Raw genomic sequence first — 16,982 nt, forward strand, 5'->3', positions numbered from 1 at the left:
GGAAGAAGGAGAGGACAATGGCTAAAAGCAAAAAACCGAGAAGCGCCAAAGGGCGAAGACCGCTCTTCTATGTCGACAATCCGAATGCTTCCGAATTAAAGTGGCTGGACGATTTGAATAAAAGAAAAGTCGCACAGCCGTCTAGTCAGGCAATAAATACGCCGGCACCTGCACAAGCAGCTCAGCAATCGCAACCCGTACAGCCGACGCAGGAAACGAGAAGCGTCAGCATTAACGCGATTGGAGTACCGATTGTACCAGAGCCTGTCGATGCAGTCGAAAATGAAACGCCGCCAGCACCAGTCGTTTCACTTCCGATTACTGAGTTTGCACAAACAACAGCAGAAACGAACAGCAGAACTGCCGAGCCGAGCTATGATCAAAAATTAGAGAAGCTGGTGGAGAAGCAGGACTTGTATGAGCCCGTTCCGTTCATCTATACCGATGATTTGGTCGATGGTGCCATTACAGGCGACAAAATAGCTACAGGGGCAGTTGAGGGCGAGCATTTGCGAGCTGGCAGCATCGATTCCAAGGCGATAGCCGACTTTGCGATAGACAGCATACACATCATCAATGGCGCGGTGAACGGAGCGAAAATTAAGCCTGATTCGATTCATACCACTCATTTGATGAATAATTCCATTACCGGGGATAAAATATTGGATCAATCGATCTCCGGCAGCAAGCTTGCAGATGACAGCATTACGTCTGATAAGCTTGCCGACCGGACGATCAGCTCCGATAAAATCGCAGAGGGTTCCATTGAAGCGAAGCATCTGAAGCAAATGATCATAACAGAGAAATTGCTGGACAATCAATCGGTGACGTCTGACAAAATCAAGAGCGGGGCTGTCCGTCCGGAAAACATTGCGAATGAGTCCATCAATAGCTCCAAGCTCGCTGACGGCGCGGTTACCCGTTCCAAGCTGCGGGACGGGGCGGTGGGCAGTGATAAAATCGCAGCGGAGACTGTCGATTCCGTACATTTGAAGCCGGGGCTGATATTAGCTGAACATGTAGCGGTAGGTATTGTACAGGGAAAGCATTTGGCCCCGGGCGCAATCGCAGCAGAACATTTGGCCGAAGGAGCAATAGGGGCAAGGGAGCTGCAGTCCGGGGCGGTAACATCCGGGCATCTGGCGCAAAGCGCAGTAGACGCGTCACATCTTCAACCGTCGGCCGTCCTTGGTACCCACATCGGCCAAAGGCAAATCGAAAGCGGTCATCTCGCTGAGCAGGCCGTCACGTCGGCTAAGCTGCTTGATCAATCGGTGTCCACCATCAAGCTGGTTGATCATGCCGTAACGGTTTCTAAGCTTGCAGAGCAAAGCGTGACTGCTGTAAAGCTGGCGGATGATGCGGTGCAAACCCGGCATTTGAATCGCGGCAGCATCGTAGCGGATAAAATCGCTGATGAACAAATTCAGCAGCGCCATCTGGCTGAAGGGGCTGTATCCGGAAAGCAGCTCCAGTATGAATCGGTTGGCAATGAGCATTTGCTGGATAGCGCGGTAGATGACACGAAGCTTGCAGCAGCTTCTGTCCAGATGAAGCATATTGCAGGCGCCTCGGTGGGAGGCGAGCAGCTTGTAGAGCAATCTGTGTCTGAGGGTAAGCTTGCTGAAGGTGCTGTTAGCGAATCGAAAATTGCTAGCGGAGCTATTTCCACCCGGCATTTGCAGGATGAGCTCGTCACTTTCGAAAAAATCGGACTGGAAGCTGTTCGATCTTATCATCTATCGGCCGGATCAGTAACGGAAGAAGCAATTTCGCCTGAAGCGGTAAATGGACAGCATTTGCAGCAGGCAATCGTGGAGCAGCAGCATTTAGCCCGCCAATCGGTTGGTACGGAAGCGCTGCAGGATGGTTCGGTGACGAGCGGCAAGCTGGCTATCGGAGTCGTGACGGAACGGTATTTGGCCCCGGGCGTAGTGTTCTCGCATCATTTAGCCGACTATGTTGTCAATTCATTGAAGTTATCTCCTGAGGCTGTGTCGACGGATAAAATGGCAGACAGCAGTGTAACGGCTTCGAAATTGGCGGACGGCAGCGTCGGCCGATCCAAGCTGCAACCGGGAATCATAGATGCCTCATTGCTTGCAGATGGCTCGGTTGGTGTGCAGCACCTGCAGACGAAATCATTCGGAGGCGAGCATTTAAAGGAGGGAACCATCGGGAGCCAGCATCTGAAAAAAGCTGCGGTTGGCAGCGAAGAGCTGGCTGACGGATCGGTTGGCTCTGCAAAGCTGGCTTCTGGTGCAGTGCTGACGAAGCATATTGAGGACGAAGCAATTCAGAGCCGCCATATATTGAATGCCTCGGTGCTAGGCATCCATATTGGCGAGAGCAGCATTCGCGACGGACACATTGCCGATGGGGCAGTGAATGCGGCAAAGCTTGCGGCAAATAGCGTCGGATCGGGACATCTGCGTGAAGGATCTGTCAGCAGCTTTCATCTGCAGCCAGACTCTGTTGGAACAGCGCATATTGCAGATTTTTCTGTAACGGAGAGCAAGCTTGCGGAGCTTTCGGTAGGCTCTATCCAATTGCAGCCGTTGTCGGTAAAGGGCGAACATCTAACGATTAGCAGCGTGTCCGAGGACATCTTGCAGGATGAATCGGTAACGTCCGCCAAATTGTCGGCAGCAGCGGTGTCCGGTGAGCATATTCAATTGGAGACAATTGCGGGCAAACATTTGAAGGCGGAGACGGTGCAAGGCTACCATATCCGTAAAGGTTCTATTACATCGGCTCATTTAAGCGGAGAAGTATGGCGGTCGGATAAGGTTGCAGATGAGAGCATTGGCGGAAGCAAGCTGGTGGAGGGTTCAGTAGGTCAACGCCAGTTGGCAGATGCGAGCGTGACGGAAGCGAAGCTGGACGATGCTAGCGTAACGGAGTCGAAGCTGGTCGATGCGAGCGTGACGGAGTCGAAGCTGAGTGATGTGAGCGTGACGGAATCGAAGCTAGGCGATGGAAGCGTGACGGAAGCGAAGCTAGGTGATGCGAGCGTGACGGAGTCGAAGCTGGGCGATGCGAGCGTGACGGAAGCGAAGCTAGGTGATGCTAGCGTGACGGAAGCGAAGCTAGGTGATGCTAGCGTGACGGAGTCGAAGCTGAGTGCTGCAAGCGTGACGGAGTCGAAGCTAGGCGATGCAAGCGTGACGGAATCGAAGCTGAGTGATGCGAGCGTGACGGAAGCGAAGCTGAGCGATGCAAGCGTGACGGAAGCGAAGCTGAGCGATGCGAGCGTAACAGAGTCGAAGCTGGGTGATGCGAGCGTGACGGAAGCGAAGCTTGGTTATGCGAGTGTGACGGAAGCGAAGCTTGGTTATGCGAGTGTGACGGAAGCGAAGCTGGGCGATGCGAGTGTGACGGAAGTGAAGCTGGTCGATGCGAGCGTGACGGAGTCGAAGCTGAGCGATGGAAGCGTGACGGAGTCGAAGCTTGGTTATGCGAGCGTGACGGAGTCGAAGCTGAGCAATGCAAGCGTGACGGAGTCGAAGCTAGGCGAAGCGAGCGTGACGGAAGCGAAGCTTTGTGATGCGAGCGTGACGGAAGCGAAGCTGAGCGATGCAAGCGTGACAGAAGAGAAGCTGAGCGATGCGAGCGTAACAGAGTCTAAGCTGGGCAATGCGAGTGTGACCGAATCAAAGCTGAGCAATGCGAGCGTGACGGAAACGAAGCTGGGTGACGCAAGCGTAACGGAAGCGAAGCTGGGTGCTGCAAGCGTGACGGAAGCGAAGCTGAGTGATGCGAGCGTGACGGAAGCGAAACTTGGTGACGCAAGCGTAACGGAAGCGAAGCTGGGCGATGCGAGCGTGACGGAATCGAAGCTGAGCGATGGAAGCGTGACGGAGTCGAAGCTGGGCGAAGCGAGCGTGACGGAGTCGAAGCTAGGCGATGCGAGCGTAACGGAATTGAAGCTGGGTGACGGTAGCGTAACGGAAGCGAAGCTGAGTGATGGAAGCGTAACGGAAGCGAAGCTGAGTGATGGAAGCGTAACGGAAGCGAAGCTTGGTGATGCGAGCGTGACGGAGTCGAAGCTGAGCACTGCAAGCGTGACAGAAGTAAAGCTGAGCGATAGAAGCGTGACCGAAGCAAAGCTTGGTGACGGAAGCGTAACGGAAGCGAAGCTGAGTGCTGCAAGCGTGACGGAGTCGAAGCTAGGCGATGGAAGCGTGACGGAAGCGAAGCTGGGCGATGGAAGCGTGACGGAAGCGAAGCTGGGTGACGGAAGCGTTACGGAAGCAAAGTTGACTGAAGCTAGTGTAACAGAGTCAAAGCTAGGCGATGGAAGCGTAACGGAAGAGAAGCTGAGTGCTGGAAGCGTGACAGAGTCGAAGCTAAGCGAAGCTAGTGTGACGAAGACGAAGCTGAGCGATGGAAGCGTAACGGAGTCGAAGCTGGGCAATGCGAGCGTGACGGAGTCGAAGCTAAGCGCTGCAAGCGTGACGGAGTTGAAGCTAAGCGCCGGTAGCGTGACGGAGTCGAAGCTGAGCGCTGCGAGCGTGACGGAGTCGAAGCTAAGAGATGGCAGCGTGACGGAGTCGAAGCTGGGCGAAGCGAGCGTGACGGAAGCGAAGCTGGGCGATGGAAGCGTGACGGAGTCTAAGCTGGGCGAAGCGAGCGTAACGGAAGCGAAGCTTAGTGATGCGAGTGTGACGGAAGCGAAGCTGGGCGATGGAAGCGTGACAGAGTCGAAGCTGAGCGATGGAAGCGTGACGGAGTCGAAGCTAGGCGATGGAAGCGTGATGGAGTCAAAATTGAACGACGGAAGTGTGACAGAGTCGAAGCTGGGCGATGGAAGCGTGACGGAGTCGAAGCTGGACGCTGCAAGCGTGACGGAGTCGAAGCTGAGCGATGGAAGCGTGACGGAGTCAAAGCTGAGTGATAGAAGCGTAACGGAGTCGAAGCTTGGTGATGCCAGCGTAACGGGATCGAAGCTGAGTGATGCGAGCGTGACGGAGTCGAAGCTTGGTGATGCGAGTGTAACGAAGTCGAAGCTCAATGATGGAAGCGTGACGGAGTCGAAGCTGGGCGATGGAAGCGTGACGGAGTCGAAGCTGGGTTATGCGAGCGTGACGGAGTCAAAGATAAGCGCAGCAAGCGTGACGGAGCTGAAGTTAGGCGCAGCAAGCGTGACGGAGTCGAAGCTAGGAGCCGGGAGCGTAACGGAATCGAAGCTGAGTGATGCGAGCGTGACGGAAGCGAAGCTGAGCGATGGAAGTGTGACGGAAGCAAAGTTGGGTAATGCGAGTGTGACGGAGTCGAAGCTAGGAGCCGGGAGCGTAACGGGAGCGAAGCTGAGTGATGCGAGTGTCACGGGAGCCAAGCTGAGTAATGCGAGCGTGACGGAAGCGAAGCTGAGCGAAGGAAGCGTGACGGAAGCAAAGTTGGGTAATGCGAGTGTGACGGAATCGAAGCTAGGCGATGGAAGCGTGACGGAATCGAAGCTGGCTGATGTGAGCGTGACGGAATCGAAGCTGAGCGATGGAAGCGTGACGGAATCGAAGCTGGCTGATGAGAGCGTGACGGAGTTAAAGTTATGCGATGAAAGCGTAACGGAATCAAAGTTGAGCGACGGAAGCGTAACGAAGTGGAAGTTAGGTGACGGAAGCGTAACGGAATCCAAGCTAACTGCAGACAGTGTCACAGAACCGAAGCTGAGCGATGGAAGTGTCACGAAACGGAAGCTAGGCGAAGGAAGCGTAACGGAATCCAAGTTAGCCGAAGCCAGCGTGACAGAGTCGAAGCTGAGCAATGGAAGCGTGACGGAGTCGAAACTGGCTAATGAAAGTATAACGGAGTCGAAGCTATGTGATGAAAGCGTAACGGAATCGAAGCTGAGTGACGGAAGCGTAACAAAGTGGAAGTTAAGTGAAGGGAGCGTAACAGAAACGAAGCTGGCTGCAGCCAGCGTGACGGAGTCTAAGCTAGGCGATGCAAGTGTGACAGAAACGAAGTTAGCTGCAGCCAGCGTGACAGAGTCTAAGCTAGGCGATACGAGTGTAACGGAAACGAAGCTAGCTGCAGCCAGCGTGACAGAGTCGAAGCTAGGCGCTGCAAGCGTAACAGAAACAAAGCTAGCTGAAGCAAGTGTGACAGAGTCGAAGCTAGGCGCTGCGAGTGTAACGGAAACAAAGCTAGCTGAAGCAAGTGTGACAGAGTCGAAGCTAGGCTCTGCGAGTGTAACGGAAACAAAGCTAGCTGAAGCAAGTGTGACAGAGTCGAAGCTAGGCGCTGCGAGTGTAACGGAAACAAAGCTAGCTGCGGCCAGTGTTACAGAATCGAAGCTTGCAAGAGCGAGCGTGACGACGGATGCAGTGGCGGACGGAGCCATTACGCTGGAGAAACTGGCCCCGGGCATTATTCCTAGCATCTCGGATATAGGTATCAATGAGGAATATTTCGGACTGTCGAGTCTCACCTTTAACCCCATTACTACCCCGGCTAGCAACGGAACTGTGAAGCAGCAGTTTGGCTTATGTCCGTACAGCTTTACTTCGCAGCGGGATCAGCTCGACATTCTGATCGAGTTCGATGAATCCTTCGAGAACGATGCTTATGTCGTAACGGCGACGAGCGATCATCCTGCCTGCTATGCAGTTGTCCGTTCCAAAACAGCCAGCAGCGTTGTAATCGGTCTAATCCGTACGCGGATTAGTGATGATCCAAGCGGGAGCATCAACTGGATCGCCATCGGAAGATAATGATCAGCGGTCAAACACATTATTAGGCTTTCCTTACGGTCTCCATCGACCTGCGGGAAAGCCTTTTTACTGTGAAATTACAAAAACCAATAGAATAATCCAATGATTCGTGCCTCCAAATCCGTTCATAAACAGGTCTGTACATAAATTTGTTGATTTATCCAAGAAGACATAACTGCCTGCATGTAGATTGCCGGAAGGCTGAAATATAATGTTGCTATAAAGAAATAGAGAGGAGAAACGCCAGCATGACATCGCTTACAGTTAGTCAATCGCAGCCGGTCAAAAAGAAAAAAATCAGCAGGGATGGCAAGCTATTGTTCCTGTTATCCATTCCGTTCGTCGTCTGCATGCTCGTATTCAACTACTTCCCCGTATATGGCTGGGTTTACGCCTTTTTTGACTATAAGCCGGGCATTCCGCTGTCAGCCACGCCATTTGTCGGATTGGAGCATTTTAAAGAAATATTTACTTCCTCCTCCGATTTGGTCAACGCTTTCATTAATACGTTAGCTATGAACCTGCTGAATCTATTGTTCTCGCCGCTAGCCATCGTATTTGCCATCATGGTCAACGAGGTTTCGTCAGGGAAGTACAAGAAATTTGTCCAAACCTTCTCTACGCTGCCCAACTTCATTAGCTGGGTACTCGTTTACTCGCTGGCTTTTGCTTTCTTCTCCGGCGAAGGCCTCATCAATATGGCGCTTGGCAAGCTTGGGTTCGACTATACCGTTCAGCCAATGGCTCACGAGAGCTCAACCTGGATGTTCCAAACCTTCCTTACCATTTGGAAAACATTAGGATGGAACGCCATCATCTATATTGCTGCCATTGCCGGCATTGATTCGGAACTGTATGACGCTGCCAGAGTTGACGGAGCCAGCCGACTGCGTACAATTTGGCATATTACGATTCCGGGCGTTTTGCCGACTTTCCTCGTGCTTACGCTGCTGAACATAAGCAACATGCTGTCCAGCTCGTTCGATCAGTATTTCGTATTCTATAATCCATTGATAGCTGGAAAAATAGAAGTGCTGGACTATTATGCCTATCGGATGGGCGTCATTGTCGGGGATTATCCTTACGCTACGGCAGTTGGCATATTCAAGACGGCAATCAGCATTATTCTGCTGTTCTCGGTTAATAAAATTTCTAAAAAATTACGCGGTGACAGCCTGATTTAAGGTTCTATGGAAAGGAGCTGCTCTGGCATGCTGATAGCAAAAAATCGGACATTCGATATTATCAACTATTCATTATTGGCGTTATGTGTCATTATTTGCATCTATCCCTTTTATTACGTGCTTATCTATTCCATCAGTGATCCGGCGAAGGTGGCGCAAGGCATTTTCTTGAAGCCGGCGGGTCTGGATTTCACAACGTATCAAAGTATTTTGAAATTGCCCTATATGACTAATTCCTTCTTCGTCTCGGTTGCGCGGACGGTGATTGGCACGACGCTTACCGTCATCTGCTGCAGTTTTTTCTCTTATTTGCTAAGCAAACGGGAAATGATGCTGCGCAAGGTCGTATACCGGCTGCTCGTTGTCACGCTCTACATTAATGCGGGTCTTATTCCTTGGTATATTACGATGAAGATGCTTAATCTGAACAACAACTTTCTGTTGTATGTGCTGCCTACTGCGATTTCCGGTTATTTTGTTATTCTCATCAAAACCTATATTGAGCAGCTGCCGGCTGCGCTTGAAGAGTCGGCGATGATGGATGGCGCCGGCTTCCTCACCTTGTTCTGGTCCATCGTATTTCCGCTCTGCAAGCCGATTGTTGCAACCGTGGCGATTTTTGCAGCGGTGAATCAGTGGAATACTTGGATGGACAATTACTTTCTGGTTCAAAATCAAAGCTTAAAAACGCTGCAGCTGATTTTGTATGAATACTTAAATTCAGCAAATGCGCTGGCGACGATGGATGCTTCCAGCATTACGAAAAACGCGCAAAATATCGTGTTGACGCCGGAATCGATCAAAATGTCGACTACGATGCTCGTCGCGCTGCCGATTCTGCTCGTATATCCGTTTATGCAGCGTTACTTTGTAAAAGGAATTATGATGGGCGCGATCAAAGGATAGCTTCCCAAACTGCGATATGCCGCCTTGCTAAAGGTTGTATATAAGAAATAAATATAAAGAGGGGATGATAGACATGAAAAAAAGAAAGTTCACGTTTGCTGCGCTGCTCACGACAACGCTTAGTTTGACGCTGCTGCTGTCCGCATGCAGCGGAAACACAGCCGGAACGAATCAGCCGGGCAATCAAAACTCGGCGACGACCGACCCGGCATCGACGGGCGGAAAAGCGCCAATTACGCTTAAGATCAGCACGGACCAATTGTTCTCGTCCGGAGCGCCGGGTATTCAAAAGAACCCTGTTGCGGATGAAATCAAGAAAAAGCTTGGCGTGACGATGGACATTATTAGCAGTGATCCCGAGAAGATTAACGTCATGCTTGCTGGCGGCGACCTTCCCGACATTATGATCGTTCCGCCTGAGCAAGGCAGAGCGGCTATGAACGGCAAGCTTGCGATGCCGCTGAAAGAGCTTTTGAAAAGCAATGGCCCTGATATTATGAATTTTCAATCTGCTCTGGACGTCATTAACAAGCGTCTCGGCAATACGGATGGCGAATACTACTTTATCCCCTACAACGTCGTATCTGACGCGAAGGAGTATATCAACTATTCGCCATGGATCGGCTGGTTTACGAGATGGGATTATTATAAGGAAGCCGGTTACCCGGAGCTGAAATCCTATGATGATATGATTCCGATGCTGGCGGAAGAATTGAAGAAGCATCCGAAAACCGATGAAGGCAAGAAAGTATACGGCTTATCCGGTTGGACCGATTGGGGTCTGTGGATGTATCACGTTCCGTTTATTTATGCGGAGGGCTGGACGGAAAACACGAAAAACACCGTTACGAAGCCAGATGGCTCGTATGTACACCGTTTTGCAGCAGACGGTCCGCTCTGGAGAGGCGTGGAGTTCTACAACAAAGCGTTCCGCGCAGGTATTTTGGATATGGACGCCTTTACGCAAAAGTACAGCGACTATCAAGCCAAGCTGAAATCCGGACAATTGCTGACGCTTCATATGGGCTGGGAGCTGGATGGTGCGAACGCGTACTTTAAGGCAAAAGGGCAAGAAGACAAAGGCTTTGTCGCTCAAGTCGTTGACGGAGCAACATCTCAAGCTTACGCTCTGCAATCGATCGTTGGCGATAACGACCCGTGGGTCATCATTACAAAAAGCTGTAAAGACCCTGCGCGTGCGATGGAATTCCTGAATTACTTCCGTACGTATGAAGGCGCACGACTGTTGACCAGCGGTGTTGAAGGCCAGCACTGGGATCTGGAAGACGGCAAGCCTGAGCTGAAAGACGAAGTCATTAAAGAAATGACGACAGATACGAACTTTGCAGCCAAAACAGGTATCGGCCTGTATGGCAAATTGAGCGGTCTTGGCGGCAGCGCGATCGATCCGAAGGACGGCGGTTATGTCGACCTGAGAAGATCCGATAAATTTATTACAACGAAGCTTACGCCTCTGGATAAGGAATACAGCGAATATTATGGCGGCACCTACCCGGGCGACGCATGGGATAAGCTGGTTCAGCAGGGCAAAGCGAAAAAACTTAGCGACGCCTACATTCCGGCAATGCCTGCACTGCAGCCGCAAGGCGACGAGGAGCTGGCGAAGAAAGAAAGCAACATCGAGCAAATTCTCATCCGCGAAATTCCGAAAGCGGTTATGACGAAAGACGATGAAGCGTTCCAAAAACAAAAGGACCGTATTATGGAGATGATCAACAAAGCGGGCTTCGAGGAAGTTGACGCTTTCTGGAAACAATCCTACGAGCAAGGTCTCCAAACGTACAAAGAGCTTACAGCAAACGCAAAATAATCTTTTCCGCTGTGCGAAATTGCCGGCCTGTTCCCGTGGAGCAGGCTGGTCTTTTCGTTCATTTTTACGAATGAGCATGGTAATATATTGGGGACATCAACGAGGCGGTGAATCTCTTGTATAAAGTAATGATAGTAGAGGATGAGCTGCTCGTACGAGTAGGACTGAAAAATTCAATCCCTTGGCACCAATATGAGATGGAGGTTGTGGCTGATGTCTCCAACGGACAAGAAGCGCTGGAGCTGTTCCGAAGCCATGAGCTCGATTTAATTATTACGGACTTGAAGATGCCGGTTATGGACGGTTTGGAGCTGATCTCTACCGTACGTGCCGTTAATTCGGATATTAAAATATTGATTTTGTCCTGCATTGAGGAATTCGAGTATGCGCGCAGGGCCGCAGGACTTAATGTATCCGGCTATATGCTGAAATTAACGATGTCACTTGAGGAAATGGGCAAGGTGCTGGAGACGGTTCGTCAGGAGCTATCAACCCGCAAGCCGGTCATTCCCGGTCCTTTGAATCATCCGCTCACGATGAAGATGCTCAAAGGAAAGCTTATTAAGGACAATATTTTTTATGGCGTACACTCTTCAGGCGGTTTTGAAGCTGCCTTAAAGCAATTGGACGGCCGTATCCAAACGGGGAAAATTGGACTCGCGCTGCTGGAGACCAATCAGTACTCGCGTCTGTTAAAGCGGTTCAATGATGAGCGGGGCGAGCTCATTCATTTTACGATCTCCAACATTTTGGACGAAATATTGAATAATCACCATGCAGGGGAAGCTTGGCATGACAGCGATAACCGGTATTTGATCGTATTTTCCTACCCGGCAGAGCTGCCGGATGAGCAAATTTACGATAAAATCAGCGAAGTGTTCGCTCATGTGCAGCGCGCGATGAACGCCTATCTCGACATTCCAGTGTTTATGGGCGTCAGCACAGTGAACGAGAATTGGTCGTCAATGCGGAGTATGTACGAGGAATGCAAATCAATGCTGGAAAACCGCTTTTTCATCGATTCCTCTATTCAGTTCGCCTCCCATCGTGAGCAGAGGAGTCCGGAGCCGTATTGGAAGCGGAGAATGCTGTTGACTTGCGATGTCTGGAAAGGCTTGGGCGAGCTTTATTGCAAGGATCTGCAGGCCGAGATGAGCCGCAGACTGGAGCAGCCGATTCATAATGAATCGGAATGGCGGCGTTTTTTCATCGATATGCTGAACTGGATGTTCGCTTATCTCGGCATTCCTAAGGAGCATGCAGAATTGCTGGAGCTGTCGGGCCTCGAGCGGATTAATGCGGGCTATACGATGGAAGCTTGTGTAGAAGCATGGGAGCAGGAGCTCGCTGAGGCGGCGAAAATGAAAGATATGATCAAGACGGTCAGCCAGGAAGTGGAAAAGGCTGTTCACTATATTCATCAGCATTACGATGAGGATATTTCACTGAAGGACATTTCGGAATATGTACAGCTTAGCCCGAACTACTTGAGTCTGCTGTTCAAAAAAAGCATGGGGCGGAACCTGACGGAATATATGACGGATTACCGGATTGAGAAAGCGAAGGATCTGCTGCTGAATACGACGCTGAAAACGTACGAGGTAGCCGAAAATGTCGGGGTCCCCGACAGTGCTTATTTCAGCCGTATTTTCAAAAAAATGACCGGCATATCTCCGCTTGAATTCCGTAAGAAAAAGGTGCTGTACCGGAGAGTGGATGCCAATGAAGATCATTAAAATTTTTACCGACCGGAACTTCAATCTCAAATTGAAGACACAGCTGACCGCTTCTTTTCTCATTATGATCCTGTGCATCATAACGGTGTTTTCCTATGTCATCTACAGCAGCGTTTTATCGATTCTTAAAAATCAGTCGGAGGAGCTCGTCATCCGGCAATTCCGCCAAGCGGAGTACAACGTACACAATGTCCGCGATCAAATGGAAAAGGTAGCGGAGCTGCTTACGACGAACAAGGATATTCAGAGCTTTCTAGACTATCCTAGCAGCCCGAATAATGCGGAACGGGTTATATTGGCCAATGAGGTTATCAAAACGTTCGACAGCATTCTAGGCACCTATCCTTACACTTATTCGCTGTCGTTATACTGTCTGAGCGGAGAAGCGCTTTCGACAACAGGCAGCAACAGCTGGTACACGACAAGGAAAGAGGATGTCCCTTTTTTCGCTTCCGAATTATACGACAGCATAACGGCTAAGCGCTCCGGATTTACATGGAATGGAGATTATGATTTCTCCTTATTCAATACCGCGGACCGGACGTATGCCTTCATGAAACAGGAGCCGCTTATGACGATGGCCCGTAATTTGAACCTGTTCGGAAGCAGCAGCAAGTCGGCTGTGCTGGTCATCAATATGAAGCAGTCGGATTTCGGCACGATCTATACCGGCGACTGGAACAATAAAGGCTCGCAATATTTGATTAACGATGAGGGCCATATCGTGTCGAGTCTGGATGCCGGATCAATCGGTTCCACCGTTCAATATGCCTCATCCATTGATCGTGACCGGCAATTCGGCAGCTTTGCAGCAAGCAGCGATGGACAAACGAAACAAATTACCTATTACCGGATACAAGGAACAGGCTGGCTCCTGATTAATGAAACGCTGGAAACGGAGTTTATCCGAAATACATCAATTTTGAAAAAAAATATAAGTCTATTGATGGCGATCAGCATCGTGCTCGCTTTCTTATTATCCGTATACTGGATTTATCGGATTACTAGGCCGTTCTCCTATCTCGTTCATGCGATGCGGGAAATGGAGATGGGCAAGATGGGCGTCGTGCTGGACGAAACGCCAAGTACAGAGCTGGGCATTATCGGCAGACGGTTCAACAAAATGTCGCTAAGTCTGGAAGATTTGATGGAAGAGAACAAGAAGATTGAAGCCGAAAAAAGGCAGCTCGAGATGGAAGCGCTTCAGTTTCAAATCAATCCGCATTTTTTGTACAACGCGCTTAATACGATCAAATGGATTGCCATGGTTCGCAAGGAACCTGGCATTGTGGACGCAATCACGACACTTGGCAATATGCTGCGATCCATTTATAAAGAAAATTCACTGTTTACGACGCTTCAGGAAGAGCTGGCCTACCTGGAAAACTATCTTAAAATTATGAACATCCGCTATGGGGAAGGCGTTGACGTCAAATTCGACGTTCCGGAGCAACTGCTATCCTACAAAATTATACGGTTCATCCTTCAGCCAATCGTGGAAAATGCGTTTGTACACGGCATGAGCTCCATTAGCTATAAGGGCAGCATCACGATATCGGTAGAGAAGCTGGAGGAAGACTTGTATATTTCCGTAGCTGATAACGGTAAAGGAATGAAGCCGGAGAAGGCGGAAGAACTCCGCGCGTTTCTGAAAATGAATTTGCCGGTCAATGCTTCCCGGCAAGGCAGCATCGGGCTGGCCAACGTCAACCGGAGAATTAAGACGCAGTACGATGTCAGCTACGGCATGTCGATTCATAGCGAGCCGGAAAGAGGAACGACCGTCGTTATTCGCGTTCCTGCCGTCAAATAACACGGAAATGGCTGCGTATTTACAAGTATCAAGAAAGTAATAAACAAGAGGAATCCGTGAGGAACCTCTTGTTTTTTTATGTTATCATTCCGTTTTTTGATGAAAAGTGTGGAATAGTACATAAAGTCATAGATATATCTATGGGTTTTCGGACTGCGCTTTTTTATACTAACTTTAGCTTTGTGTATTTGAATGAATGGAACAGACGGATATAAGAGACAGGGGGAGACGAAATGAGAAAGCTGCATTTGCTCAGCAACGCGCATTTGGACCCGGTATGGCAGTGGGAATGGGAAGAGGGCGCCGCGGCGGCCGTATCCACGTTCCGCGCAGCAGCCGATTTTTGCGAGGAATACGACGGTTATATATTCAATCATAACGAAGTTATTTTGTATAAATGGGTGGAAGAATACGAGCCTTCGTTGTTCAAGAGAATCCAAGAGCTTGTAAAGCTCGGCAAATGGCATATCATGGGCGGCTGGTATTTGCAGCCGGATTGCAATATGCCTTCGGGAGAGTCCTTTGTCCGCCAGATTTTGTTGGGGCGCTCTTATTTCTATGAAAAGTTCGGCGTGAGACCAACGACAGCCATCAACTTTGATTCCTTTGGCCATACGCGCGGACTTGTGCAAATTATGCAGCAGGCCGGCTATGATTCCTATGTATTCTACCGTCCGGAAAATCTGCCGCAGCTGCCGGCTCACGACTTCGTCTGGAGCGGGTTTAATGATTCCAAGGTGATGGCGCATAAAGTTGCCGACAGCTATTCCTCTTTACTCGGGAAAGCGCATGAGAAAATCAGCAAATGGCTGGATGAAAACCCGAAAAAGGATATCGGCTTGCTTCTATGGGGAGTAGGCAATCATGGCGGCGGCCCTTCCCGTATCGATCTGAATGCGATCGGCGAGCTGATGAAAGAGACGTCTGACATTGAAATTTCGCATTCGACGCCAGAGCAGTATTTCGCTGAATTGAAGGAGCGCAAGTCGCTTCCGGAATTTGCCGGCGACCTGAATCCGCGGTTTGTCGGCTGCTATACGTCGATGATCCGGGTGAAGCAGAAGCATCGCCAGCTGGAGAACGAGCTGTTCATGACCGAGAAAATGCTGGCCGCTGCAGAAGCGCAAGGGTTGCTGACGTATCCGAAGGCGGACCTGCATGAAGCGGTGTGTGATTTGATGACGGCGCAGTTCCATGATATTTTGCCAGGCACGTCGATTCAACCGGCTGAGGAAGCGTCGCTCCGCCAATTGGAGCATGGACTCGAGATTGCCGCGCGGCTTCGTACACGGGCGTTCTTCGCATTGTCGGCGGGACAGCCAAAGGCTGCCTTGAAGGAATATCCGGTACTGGTCTACAATCCGCATCCTTATCCGGTGAAGCACACGGTGGAATGTGAATTCATGCTGGAGGATCAAAACTGGGCAGCGGAGTTTTCGCTTCCAGTGGCATACCGTAATGGCGTTCGTCTGGCCTCCCAGCCAGAGAAGGAGCTAAGCAACCTCAATCTCGACTGGCGCAAGCGAGTCGTCTTTGAAGCTGTGCTTGAACCGTCTTCGATGAATCGCTTCGACTGCCGCATTGAAATGCTCGGCAGCAAGCCGGCTCCGCAGCTCAAAGAAGAGGGAGGACGCTATACGTTTGAGAATTCCAGGCTGCGCGTCGTTATTAACAGCAGCACCGGATTGATGGATGAGTATACGGTGGATGGTGTTTCCCTGCTGCAGAAGGGTGCTTTCCTTCCGCTCGTTATTCAGGATAACGAAGACCCTTGGCGTATGGATACGAATTCATTTAATCAAGTCATCGGGTCGTTCTCGCTGCTTGATCCCGGCCGGGGAACGGATTTCTCGGGCGTTAAGGGCGCACTGCTCCCATCCGTGCGAGTCATTGAAGACGGGGAAGTACGGACCGTTATCGAGGCTGTATTCGGCTACAAGGACTCTTTCATTTGCCAGACCTACAAGCTGCCGAAGAACGGTACGGAAATCGAAGTGCAGCTAAGAGTGTACTGGAATGAGAAGGACAAAATGCTCAAGCTGTCGGTGCCAACGACGCTTACAAACGGTGTTTACCGTGGACAGACGGCCTTCGGCATCAACGAGCTGGCGACGGATGGGACAGAGACGGTTGCGCAGCGCTGGGTTTCGGCTGAAGAGACGGCGGGCCATGAGACAGGCGGCGGACTTGCAGTTACTTGCATTAACAACGGCATCTATGGCTCGGATTTCCGCGATGGCGAGATGCGCTTCTCGCTGCTTCGCGGAGCGGGCTATTGTGCGCATCCGATCGGAGATTTGCCGATTATGGTGCAGGACCGTTTCCTTCCGCGGATCGATCAGGGCGAGAGAAGCTATACGTTCTGGCTGAACGGCGGAGAGCGGAACGACCGGCTGGAGAACGTGGACCGCGAGGCCATGGTGAAAAACGAACGTCCTTATGCGCTGTCCTTCTTCCCTTCGGGCGACGGAGAGCTGCCAGGCTCCTTCATCCAACTAAAAGATGATGTCGTTCAGATGAGCGCCTTGAAGAAAGAGGAGCAAGGTGATGATTATATGATTCGTTTGTTCGAGCCAACCGGTTCGGAACGCTCGACTATCATCGAGATTCCTTCGCTGAATATCGCCAAGGAAGTGCGCTTGAACGGCTTCGAAATTAAGACGTTTGTGCTGCGCCGGGCATCTCGGACGCTTGAAGAAGCTTCCTTATGCGAAGGGCTCTAATTCGCAATCCTGAAAATATAGTTAAAATTGAGAAGGCTGCCGAGAACGTTTCGGCAGCCTTCTCTTATTACAT

General features: G+C 50.7%; 7 protein-coding genes. All 7 read left to right on the forward strand.

The window, feature by feature from the left end; all coding sequences use genetic code 11:
- Window positions 1-17 precede the first annotated feature (17 nt).
- The 7 genes from IEX98_RS29605 (at window position 18) to IEX98_RS00200 (ending at window position 16,909) form a co-directional block, all read left to right on the forward strand.
- Entirely contained in the window at window positions 18-6,716 is a 6,699-nt protein-coding gene (locus IEX98_RS29605; protein ID WP_188886936.1) for a pentapeptide repeat-containing protein, read from the forward strand.
- Window positions 6,717-6,964: 248 nt separating this feature from the next.
- The gene (locus IEX98_RS00175) at window positions 6,965-7,900 is read left to right on the forward strand and encodes an ABC transporter permease subunit (protein WP_188886937.1); all 936 of its coding nucleotides are present in this window, start codon (window positions 6,965-6,967) and stop codon (window positions 7,898-7,900) included.
- 27 nt (window positions 7,901-7,927) lie between these two features.
- The gene (locus IEX98_RS00180) at window positions 7,928-8,806 is read left to right on the forward strand and encodes a carbohydrate ABC transporter permease (protein ID WP_229691913.1); all 879 of its coding nucleotides are present in this window, start codon (window positions 7,928-7,930) and stop codon (window positions 8,804-8,806) included.
- Between the two features lie 73 nt (window positions 8,807-8,879).
- Window positions 8,880-10,637 carry a hypothetical protein gene (locus tag IEX98_RS00185; RefSeq protein WP_188886939.1) on the forward strand — a complete coding sequence of 586 codons (1,758 nt, stop codon included), beginning with the start codon at window positions 8,880-8,882 and terminating at the stop codon, window positions 10,635-10,637.
- Between the two features lie 116 nt (window positions 10,638-10,753).
- Entirely contained in the window at window positions 10,754-12,373 is a 1,620-nt protein-coding gene (locus tag IEX98_RS00190; RefSeq protein ID WP_188886940.1) for a response regulator, read from the forward strand.
- Window positions 12,360-14,186, forward strand: coding sequence for a sensor histidine kinase (locus IEX98_RS00195; protein WP_188886941.1), 1,827 nt, complete (start codon window positions 12,360-12,362; stop codon window positions 14,184-14,186). Before IEX98_RS00190 ends, IEX98_RS00195 begins: the two co-directional genes overlap by 14 nt.
- A 233-nt stretch (window positions 14,187-14,419) precedes the next feature.
- A complete protein-coding gene (locus IEX98_RS00200) occupies window positions 14,420-16,909 on the forward strand; it encodes a glycoside hydrolase family 38 N-terminal domain-containing protein (RefSeq protein WP_188886942.1) in 2,490 nt (829 codons plus the stop codon).
- Window positions 16,910-16,982 lie beyond the last annotated feature (73 nt).

Source organism: Paenibacillus radicis (ex Gao et al. 2016) (genome assembly GCF_014641555.1).
In the GTDB taxonomy this organism is placed as follows: domain Bacteria; phylum Bacillota; class Bacilli; order Paenibacillales; family Paenibacillaceae; genus Pristimantibacillus; species Pristimantibacillus radicis.